7 protein-coding genes are annotated in these 9,714 nt (G+C 41.6%); all 7 read left to right on the top strand.

The window, feature by feature from the left end; genetic code table 11:
- A partial coding sequence (locus L4C33_RS16260) for a type VI secretion system baseplate subunit TssF (RefSeq protein ID WP_428813466.1) occupies positions 1-950 on the top strand: 950 nt, incomplete at its 5' end.
- Between the two features lie 30 nt (positions 951-980).
- Positions 981-1,913 carry a type VI secretion system baseplate subunit TssG gene (locus tag L4C33_RS16265; protein ID WP_428813467.1) on the top strand — a complete coding sequence of 311 codons (933 nt, stop codon included), beginning with the start codon at positions 981-983 and terminating at the stop codon, positions 1,911-1,913.
- A 47-nt stretch (positions 1,914-1,960) separates the two neighbouring features.
- Positions 1,961-4,576: a type VI secretion system ATPase TssH gene (tssH, locus tag L4C33_RS16270; RefSeq protein WP_428813468.1), complete on the top strand. Its 2,616-nt coding sequence runs from the start codon at positions 1,961-1,963 to the stop codon at positions 4,574-4,576.
- An 18-nt stretch (positions 4,577-4,594) separates the two neighbouring features.
- Positions 4,595-7,198: an MFS transporter gene (locus tag L4C33_RS16275; RefSeq protein WP_428813469.1), complete on the top strand. Its 2,604-nt coding sequence runs from the start codon at positions 4,595-4,597 to the stop codon at positions 7,196-7,198.
- On the top strand, positions 7,195-8,196 hold the full coding sequence (locus L4C33_RS16280) for an ABC transporter substrate-binding protein (RefSeq protein ID WP_428813470.1): 1,002 nt from the start codon (positions 7,195-7,197) through the stop codon (positions 8,194-8,196). Before L4C33_RS16275 ends, L4C33_RS16280 begins: the two co-directional genes overlap by 4 nt.
- The gene (locus L4C33_RS16285) at positions 8,183-8,911 is read left to right on the top strand and encodes a type 2 periplasmic-binding domain-containing protein (protein ID WP_428813471.1); all 729 of its coding nucleotides are present in this window, start codon (positions 8,183-8,185) and stop codon (positions 8,909-8,911) included. Before L4C33_RS16280 ends, L4C33_RS16285 begins: the two co-directional genes overlap by 14 nt.
- 3 nt (positions 8,912-8,914) lie before the next feature.
- On the top strand, positions 8,915-9,714 hold an 800-nt coding region (locus L4C33_RS16290), incomplete at its 3' end, for an FHA domain-containing protein (RefSeq protein ID WP_428813472.1).

Consider the following 9,714-nt stretch of genomic DNA (forward strand, 5'->3'; position numbering starts at 1 on the left):
GTTTTGGAAAGCATGCCCGACAGTTTAATGAATCGGAAATAGTCATCAATTTATTTATGTCTTCCGTTCCTTCCGAATTTATTCGACTGTTTAACAAGGATGTATTCAAGCTTAACGTCATACCTGCAATCAATTTATTTGAACAAACCGGCGAGCCTATTTCTTACGACCATCGCACTCTGTCTGCTCCAGTGAATGCTGACGCGCACAGTGACAATCATATCGAAATCGTAGAAGTTCAAAATGTGTATGAGATTACTCCCAATGGCGAAGTACCACTCGTACCGTTGTTTCGTGAAAAATACTCACAAAATCAAAAGTTTGATTATTGGCAAACCAAAAGAGATCTATTTGGCGATATGAGTATTGCCCTATCTCTTTCACAACCTACAGATATGGAGTTCACTAAACTATTAGGTACGCACCTACTCTGCAGTAATGGCAGACAAGCCTGTGGTGTAGAAGGATCGCTAGAGTGCCTAGAAAGCATTGATTTACCTGGTGAGTTCGCCCCTATTTATCCGCCTTCCGCACCGATATCTCGTGAAGTAGAGCAAGAGATTCACTGGGAGTTTATCAGCTTATTGAACACTAACTTTGCTTCTTTATTACAATCAGACAACCCAGTTGCTAGCTTGAAGCAAATGCTAACTTTATGTAGCAGAAGTCAGGTTTCTTCATCTGAAATTCAAATGATTCACTCTGTTGAATTTAGCTCTCAAGTTTCCGCTATTCGTGTCTTAGGAAAGAATATTTTCTCTCCGGGCACCGAAATAGAAATTACGCTCGATGCTACTCGACCGTACCTTGCTTTTGCTGATGTATTAAATCGCTTCTTTCAGCAATTTTGTAGTTTTGACCGCTATGTCCAAGTGAAGATAAGAATCTACGGCAGAGACGGTATCGCCAAGCAATATACCAAAATTCATGGTAGCCAGTTATGTCTATAACGTTATCTAGGTTTTTAGGAGGGGCAAGTAATGAGTAGTTTTATTCAAGATCTGTCCGCCCAACCTGAACGCTATGAATTCATTCAGGCAATGAGATTATTAGAGAGTGCGCAATCTTCTAGTCGCTCTCCTATCTCGATTGAGCTTAAAGCCGAGGCAATGCCAACAGGTAACCCTCAAGAAATCCAATATTTCTCGTTGAAAGGAAATAAAGCGAAGTTAAGGCTGGCAAAGCAAGCGTTGTCAGGCGTGAAAGGTGTTATTCCCAACTATATTTATGAAGAGCTACTTAGTGCCCTGCATAATGAAGACCATGCATTAAAAGACTTTCTAGATGTCTTCAATCAAAGGCATTTTGAAATAGCTTATCGAGTACAAGCGCAGCGTTGGCTGCTAGTAGAAAGCGAGCAAAATGCGAAGAAAACGGCCTTGCTCAATAATATTGCAGCGCTGAATAATGAACACCACGAGTTCTTTCAGTACTCTTTATTATTGAACCAGCAAAGTCGAAGCCTGACTACATTAAACCAACTTTTAAATGACTACTTCCCCTACACCATCGACGTCTCCTGCCAGAACAGTGAACGACGTCAATTACCTATGGACTCACTAACTCGTTTAGGTTCACAGCGGGGGTTTAACAGTCAATTAGGTCAAGGTTTTTTGTTAGGAAAAACGTGCTTAGCGCATTTTAACAACCTGAACATTTCAGTGACTCCAAAAAGCCAGAGAGAGTTTCATCAAATCCAGCAAGACAACGCACTTGCAAACTCTATGCTGCGATTAACTCAGCATTATTTAAGAGACAACACACCAGTTTCTATATACCTCAGTGTCAAGCGCTCATATTTATCGCGTCCAACACTATCTAGTAATTCATTAATTGCTGCACGGTTAGGTGAAGTTGACTGCCTAGCTCCAGAACAAAACCCCAATCAAACCGTAAAGATTTTGCTTTTGTAGTTCCCTAATACGGCATATGTAGATCAAAGAGATACAAGGAATTAAATATGACACAAGTAACTCTCACAAACTTAGTCGGAAAGCTCTCACCAGATCTCAAGCAAGCGCTTGAAGTATCTGCTGGTGCAGCGATGAACCAAGGTGTCGGTGCTATCGAAACTGAACATTGGATTCTTCAGCTTATTTCTCAAAAAGATGCCAAGCTCATGTCACTGTTTGATTCTCAAAAAATCACAGTAGATACCGTGGTTAACGAGCTATCAAGGAAAATCGCTCAACTCCAGAAAGGCAGTGAAGGCCAGCCAACATTAAGTCATGGTCTTACAGAGCTAGTTAAAGACGCATGGATGATTGCGTCGGTGAATTATGGTCACGGTGAAATTGTCAGCCTACACCTAGTACAAGCATTAATGCAGCAAAACGTATTAGGTGTTACGAACTTACAGCTTGAAAGTCTAAGCAATGTATCTTTAGAGTCTCTACAAGGTCTAATACGTAAGACACCGATTGCTCGTAGCGGCACTTCGACAACTTCAGGTGCAGGAACTGTCGATACAACACCTTCTGGTAACGATGCACTGAGTAAGTACACGGTAAACCTGACTCAACAGGCATTAGATGGCAACATCGACCCGATATCAGGACGTAACTCAGAAGTTAGAAAAGCCATTGATATTCTATGTCGTAAGCGTCAAAACAACCCAATTATGGTCGGTGAACCTGGTGTAGGTAAAACCGCTGTTGTTGAAGGTTTAGCCCTGCGTATTGCTGCAGACGAAGTACCTAGCGCGCTACAAGGTGTTCAAATTCACTCACTTGATCTCGGTTTATTACAAGCAGGTGCAAGTGTCAAAGGTGAATTCGAAAACCGCCTTAAAGACGTAATCAATGAAGTGAAAAGTTCTGAAGTTCCTATCATCGTATTTATAGATGAGGCACATACTCTCATCGGAGCCGGTGGTGCTGCAGGGCAAAACGATGCGGCAAACCTGTTAAAACCAGCGCTAGCGCGTGGTGAATTTAAAACTATCGCCGCCACGACATGGGCTGAATACAAAAAGTACTTTGAAAAAGATCCTGCGCTTACCCGTCGTTTCCAAATCGTCACGATTGAAGAACCGAATGCTGAAGACGCAATGCAAATGTTGCGTGGCGTAGCCGCTTCGTTGCAATCTCATCATGGCGCTTTCATCGCAGAGTCAGCCATCGAAGCCGCTGTAAATCTATCTATTCGTTACTTACCAAGCCGCCAATTACCAGACAAAGCGATTAGTTTGCTTGATACAGCAAGTGCAAGAATTGCCTTAACACAAGGTGCAAAACCTGAGGTTCTTGAAACGCTAGAACAAACTATTCGTTATCAAGAAAATGAGAAATCAGCTCTAGAGAAAGAAGACGCCCTATTTTCTAACAGCGCTGATGAAATTAAAGAGCTAGCGACTGAAATTGAGTCGAATCAAAAATCGCTTGCTGCGTACTACGAACGTTGGGAAAAAGAAGTCGAACTCGTCGAACAAATAAAAACTGTTCAACAAGAAATCACGACCCAGCAAGAACAGGGTGACGTCGAAAAAGAGAAACAGCAACAGCTAGACCAGCTAAGAACAGCGCTTGCGACACTACAAGGCGAAGAGCCTCTTGTTCATGCAATGGTAGACGATAATACCATTGCACAGGTCATTGCTAACTGGACCGGCATTCCTGTCGGAAACATGATGAGCGATGAAATTGCGAAGCTACTAACACTTGAAGATGAGCTTAACACTCGCGTTATTGGCCAAGATGTGGCTAAAAATGAGCTTGCTAAAGCCATCCGTATTTCAAGAGCAGGATTAACCGACAACAGAAAACCTATTGGCGTATTCCTAATGTGTGGCCCAAGTGGCGTGGGTAAAACCGAAACCGCCATGGCACTTGCGGAGCAACTATACGGCGGTAGCAATGACTTAACAGTAATCAACATGACCGAGTTTAAAGAGGAGCATAAGATTTCAATGCTACTTGGCTCCCCTGCCGGCTATGTTGGTTTTGGTGAAGGTGGTGTTTTAACTGAAGCTATTCGCAGAAACCCGTATTCGGTTCTACTTCTAGACGAAATGGAAAAAGCCCACCCAGGCGTGCATGATTTGTTCTATCAAATCTTCGATAAAGGTCATATCAAAGACAGTGAAGGTCGTACTGTCGACTTTAAAAACACCATTATTATCATGACCTCCAATGCGGCAGACCAAGCAATTTGTGATGTTTGCGCCGAGTCTACAGAACGTATTGATAACGATGAACTCCTGGAAGCAATTCGCCCAGATCTTCAGCATTACTTTAAACCAGCGTTTTTAGGTAGAACGACGATCGTGCCTTATTACCCTCTTAATGATGAAGAGCTAGCAAAAATCACAGAAATATCGCTGAATAGAATTAAGAAGAAATTGGCCGAACAGTACCAAGCTTCATTCACATGGGATAAAGAGTTTGTTCAGTTCGTTGTTGACAGAAACACCGACCCAACAACGGGTGGGCGTGCCGTTGAGCAAATCATTAATCGCTCCCTAATGCCTAGATTAGCCGAGGAATGTATTGGTCGTTTGAGCCGTAGTGAACCAATAAGCCAAGTCAGTGTTACGGCAACAAGTAACAGTAAAGACTTCGATTTAACAATTAGCTAAAAGATAGGTTAAGAGTAGATGAACAGCATTATCGATAACGTTAAGTTTTCTTTTATAAACTTGTCTCTTAGAGTCAAGTTAACGTTAGCTATTACGACGGTTTTGCTGTTCTCTATTGCTCTCAATGCCACTTTAAATTATTTCAATTTTGAAAAAAGATTAACTGATACATCAGATTCTATTTATCAAATCGTACTCGATGAAACCGAGAACGATATTAATCAAGCTTTGAGCTTGGGTTTGCCCTTATCCGCCGTTTCTAATATTCAAAATCTGCTTGAGCGACGTGTAAAGTTAGTTGATGGAATTTCTTCTCTTAGCGTAGTTTCGAAGCAAGGAAAGGTTCTCTTTAGTGCATCAGGCGTTAACTCAGACCAACACTCTTCTATAGAGCCGGTAGATAACGCAGCTAACAGCTCAAACAGACGCTTGTCTGTATATCTGACCAATTCATTCGGTTTGATTGAGGGCGAAATTCAACTTTATTACTCAACGGCTGCATTAGCTATGCAGAAGTCTTGGATTCTTAAGCAGCAATTTATTTTCTCAGTCACTTGGATCTGTGTTTCCATATTCATTGCGTTAATAGCCTTAAAACCACTATTGCAAGGCATTGTAGGCCGAGTCAATCAAGCGCGAACTATTCTAGAAAATAACTCCTCCGATGATGAGTTACTTCCCTCTCTGAACCATGCCCATAAGTCATTACAGTCAGTGAACAATGCTACCTGGTTCACCAAACTAAGTTCCAAACAGTTCCCGTTACTCATCATTTCTTTGGCCATAGTATTAACGCTAACCGCCAACTTTGCTGTTTCTTACCAATCTTTAGATAAGTTTTCTAAGATCTACGAAATTAAACTAGAGCAAAAATCGAACCTAATTGGCGACTCTCTAAACACCATGATTAAGCGATTATTGGATGAAGGTGTACCTGTAAATAGACTTCATGGCCTAGAGCAGGAGTTCGCTTTCTATGTCGATAATCACGAAGAAATTCTAGCCATTAACTTCAAAAACGAAGATGGCTTTAACTATCAGTACCCTAGTTCGACAAATCAGCCCGACTCTATCCGTGAGAGTAAATTCACGGTAAACCAAAAAGAGAATATCGAACTAAGCGTGACCACCGATAACAACCTTATCCTCAAGCTCCTTAAGGATAGTGTGATGGATATGCTGACAGTACTCGTCGCTTCTTGCTTAGTCGTGGCGGAGATCATCCTCTTTATGTGTAATTTCATGATCATTTCTCCATGGAACCAAGTAAAGAAAGTCTTCATGATGCTGAATCGAGACGTCGTTAATCACCTTGCTAAAATAACGTCGAAAGATGAGATCGGAAAACTGCTAGAGCTCACCAATCAAGCGATTTGCCGTTTAAAACCAGATCAAAAAACAATACCAATCGATAAACAAGATTTCCGGTTTATCCGCCTGCCTCTATTCTTATTGGTATTTGCTGAAGCGTCTTCCCTAGCCTTCTTCCCTACATTTGTACTGTCTTTGGATAGTTCCGGAGGCTGGATACCAGAGAGTTTAACCACCAGCCTACCGATCTCTCTTTTCATGCTTTGTTGGGCTATCTCTTTACCATTCGCAGGATACTGGTCAGACAAAGTTGGCAGACGTCGTTCACTGATGACAGGGGGAGCAATGACTTCTGTTGGCCTAGTTGCAACAGCATTTGTTCCGTCTATCGAACTGTTACTCGTTACACGTGCTTTTACTGCTGTAGGCTACGGTATTGTTTTCATTTCAGCGCAAGGGTACGTTTCTGATACAACAAACGACAGTAATCGTACAAAAGGTATGGCGACCTTCTTGTCATCCTTTTTCTCCGGCTCATTATGTGGAGCTGCCATAGGAGGGATCCTTGCAGAAAAAATGGGATATTCTGAAACGTTTCTTTTTGCGGGAGCCTTAGCTTTAGTTAGCGTATTGTTAGTGCGTGTCTTCTTTGAGAAGTCATCGTCAAATAACGCAAGTAAACCTGTTAAACTCAGCGATTTCAAACTACTACTCAGCAACAAATATTTCGCGTTGATCACCATATTTAGCGCTATCCCAGCCAAAATTGTTTTAACAGGCTTCCTTTATTATATCTGCCCGGTTTATTTACAGTTTTTAGGTGAAAGCAGTTCGGTTTCAGGGCGCGTTATTATGGCTTACGGCCTAGCCATTATTTTAATCTCACCACTTAGCGCCGTGCTCGTTGACCGTCTCAAAAATAAAATGGCGTTCATCTTTATTGGCGGCTTACTTTCAGCCTTAGCATTACTCAATTTCTATTTCTTCCAAGGCACGCTAGGGCTTCTTCTTATAGTGATTATTATTGGTGTGGCTCATGGGATATGTGTGTCTCCTCAAATCCCTCTTGTCATCGATTTGTTGTCAGGCCAAGGAATCGAAAAAGGTAAAATTATCGGCATATTTAGGCTTACAGAACGCATCGGAAATATCACAGGACCAATGTTGGCAGGGGTTTGTTTGAGTGTGTTTGGCTATGACCAGACAATTATGATTTTTGGAGCCGCTCTACTCGCAAGTTCTTTTAGTCTCATCGCATTTTTCTCAGTATTTTTGAAGTTTGATAAACAAAAACTAGGAGTGCAGTCATGAAGTTAATCGTATTACTGGCCTCCCTACTCTTTATTAGCCCTTTAGCCCTAGCTAATCAAAATTCAGAGAAGCACGTCATCATGTTACTTTGGCGAGGCGTCACAGATGCAGAACAAGGATTCATGGATTACTTGTCCCAAAATTCAAATGTACGTTACACGGTTCTAGATGCGGATAGAAACAAAGAGAAACTAGCTGCTTTCGTTGAACAGGTACAGTATCAACAAGCTGATTTGATCTATACATTTGGCACGACAATTACTCTTAATTTACTCGGTACATATGAGAAACCCAGTGAATTCCGTACCCATAATTCTACACCTGTTGTGTTTAGTATTGTTACCGATCCAATCGGTTCTAAGCTTGTTGAAACGTATGATTCATCAACACAAAATTTCACCGGTGTTAGCCACATAGTGCCGCATGACACCCAGTTTAAAGCCATTGAAAAGCTTAATAACATTTCAACAATTGGGGTTATCTACAACCCAACGGAAAATAACTCCCTTATCACCGCAAATAAGATGATGTTGTTATCGGAAAGTTATAACAAGCGTGTTATTTTATATCCCCTAGAAGTAAATAAAAAAGCATCCAACAGCAACTTAATTTATAACACCGTAAAGCAGATGAAACATGACGGGGTCGATATTGCTTACTTGCCACCCGACTCTTACATCATAGCTAAAGGTGGAGAGGTTGTGTCGAGCTTACATAGCATGGGCATACCAACATTCTCAGCTACGGAAAGTCCGATACGAACTCATGAAGCGCTGTTTGGAATTGTTAGCCGTTACTACAACGTAGGACAATTTGCTGGGTACAAAGCAGAAAAAATATTAAGCGGGATAGAAAGTGCAAGTCACATTCCGATCGAAGCATTAAGCCAGTATTCTTATATTGTAAATATAAAGGYAGCTAAGAAACTTGATTACTACCCTCCAGTATCAATTTTGAAAATTTCCGAAGTAATAGGAAACTCTAATGAAGTTAAATAGAGTAAAAAATTTGAAAATACCACTGGTGGCTACCTTATTATTGGCATCGTGGTCGTTGCCTAGCTACTCACAGATAACCGTGGGGCCATCACGCCTGCTGTTAACGACCCAAGATTGGCCACCCTATCAAAGTTATGAAAATGCTCAAATGCAAGGCATCGCGCTAGACAAGGTAAAATGTGCCTTAGGAAAGATGGGGCAACCATACCAGCTAACCATGACAAGTTGGTCTGATGCACAATTACGTGTCCACAGTGGCAGCCAACACGGTTTTTTCGTCGCAACGCAAACCACAGAACGCGACGAATATGCGACCCTTTCATCACCAATCGCCCAACAAACTTTAAGTTGGTATTTCGGACCTGGCGTTGAACCCAAAATTGATGAGTTGTCAAAGTTAAACCTTAACTTTTCAGCAAAATTTGGCTCCAACAAATGGTTTTGGCTAAAACGCAATGGATTTAACGTAGTTAAACAGCCACGGGATGCTAAAGTGTTACTAAAGCTTTTAAAACAAAGGGAAATTGATATTGTTTTAGAAGATGAGTTGGTATTTCAAAACGAGATTAATGAGGCTTCACTGCCCTCTGACTATTTCCAGTCAGCCGTTTTAGATACGAAGGATATGGGGGTGTATTTTTCCAATAGATTCCTCAAAACCTACTCTGGCTTTTTAGAAAGCTTCAATTCAGCCATATCAAAATGTGAGGAGTAAACATTGTCCATCAGTGTTCACATGATTTCTATTCCAGCTGAAGAGGTTGTTGCCTCGCGTGTCACCTACTTACCCGAAGCAGGTGGCAGTTTAGGACGCTCACCATCTTGTGATGTCGCCTTACCAGATCAAAGCAAAAACATTTCTCGCGTACACAGTGAGTTTTCTCTGACCGAACGTGGTTATGTTATCAAAGACGTTAGCAATAACGGCATGTCTTTGAACGATAAGAAGCTCATTCGAGACAAAGAGTACCTAGTGACTGACGGCGACATCATCAAGGTGGGAAGTTATACCCTCTTAATCAGTCTACTCAACAGTCCGAAAGCAGCTGCACCAGAAACCAGTGATAAGGATGATTCATTTTTGGCAAATTTCGATCTAAAACTCGATGACGGTGATGTGGATTTCCTAGATGATCTTCCAGAGGTCGCTCCGGAAAAATCAAAGCCTTCTTTCTCTTCAGACAACGTTTTAAGTGATGACCCTTTTACTTCCGATCCTTTTGAAGACTTAGACGATGACAAGATTGTGCCAAACGTCGAGATTCATGAAATAAAAAGCCAAGCGGAAACAGTAAAGCCTTCGGATCTTGAGTACTTTCCAGTCAATGTAGAAAGTAATACAAAAATTGAGCAGTCCATCGACAAACTCATTACGCTGACAGAGAAAAATCAGCAGTACTTACAAAACCCTCAGCTCCAACAGAAGGCGTTGTTTGATGCTTTAGAGCAAACGGTCGATCAGTTTCTAAGTCAGCTAGCACCCACGCAGCTTGAGACTCAATTTAGTGAGTATATTCC

This window comes from Vibrio makurazakiensis (assembly GCF_050337375.1).
Lineage (GTDB): Bacteria > Pseudomonadota > Gammaproteobacteria > Enterobacterales > Vibrionaceae > Vibrio > Vibrio makurazakiensis.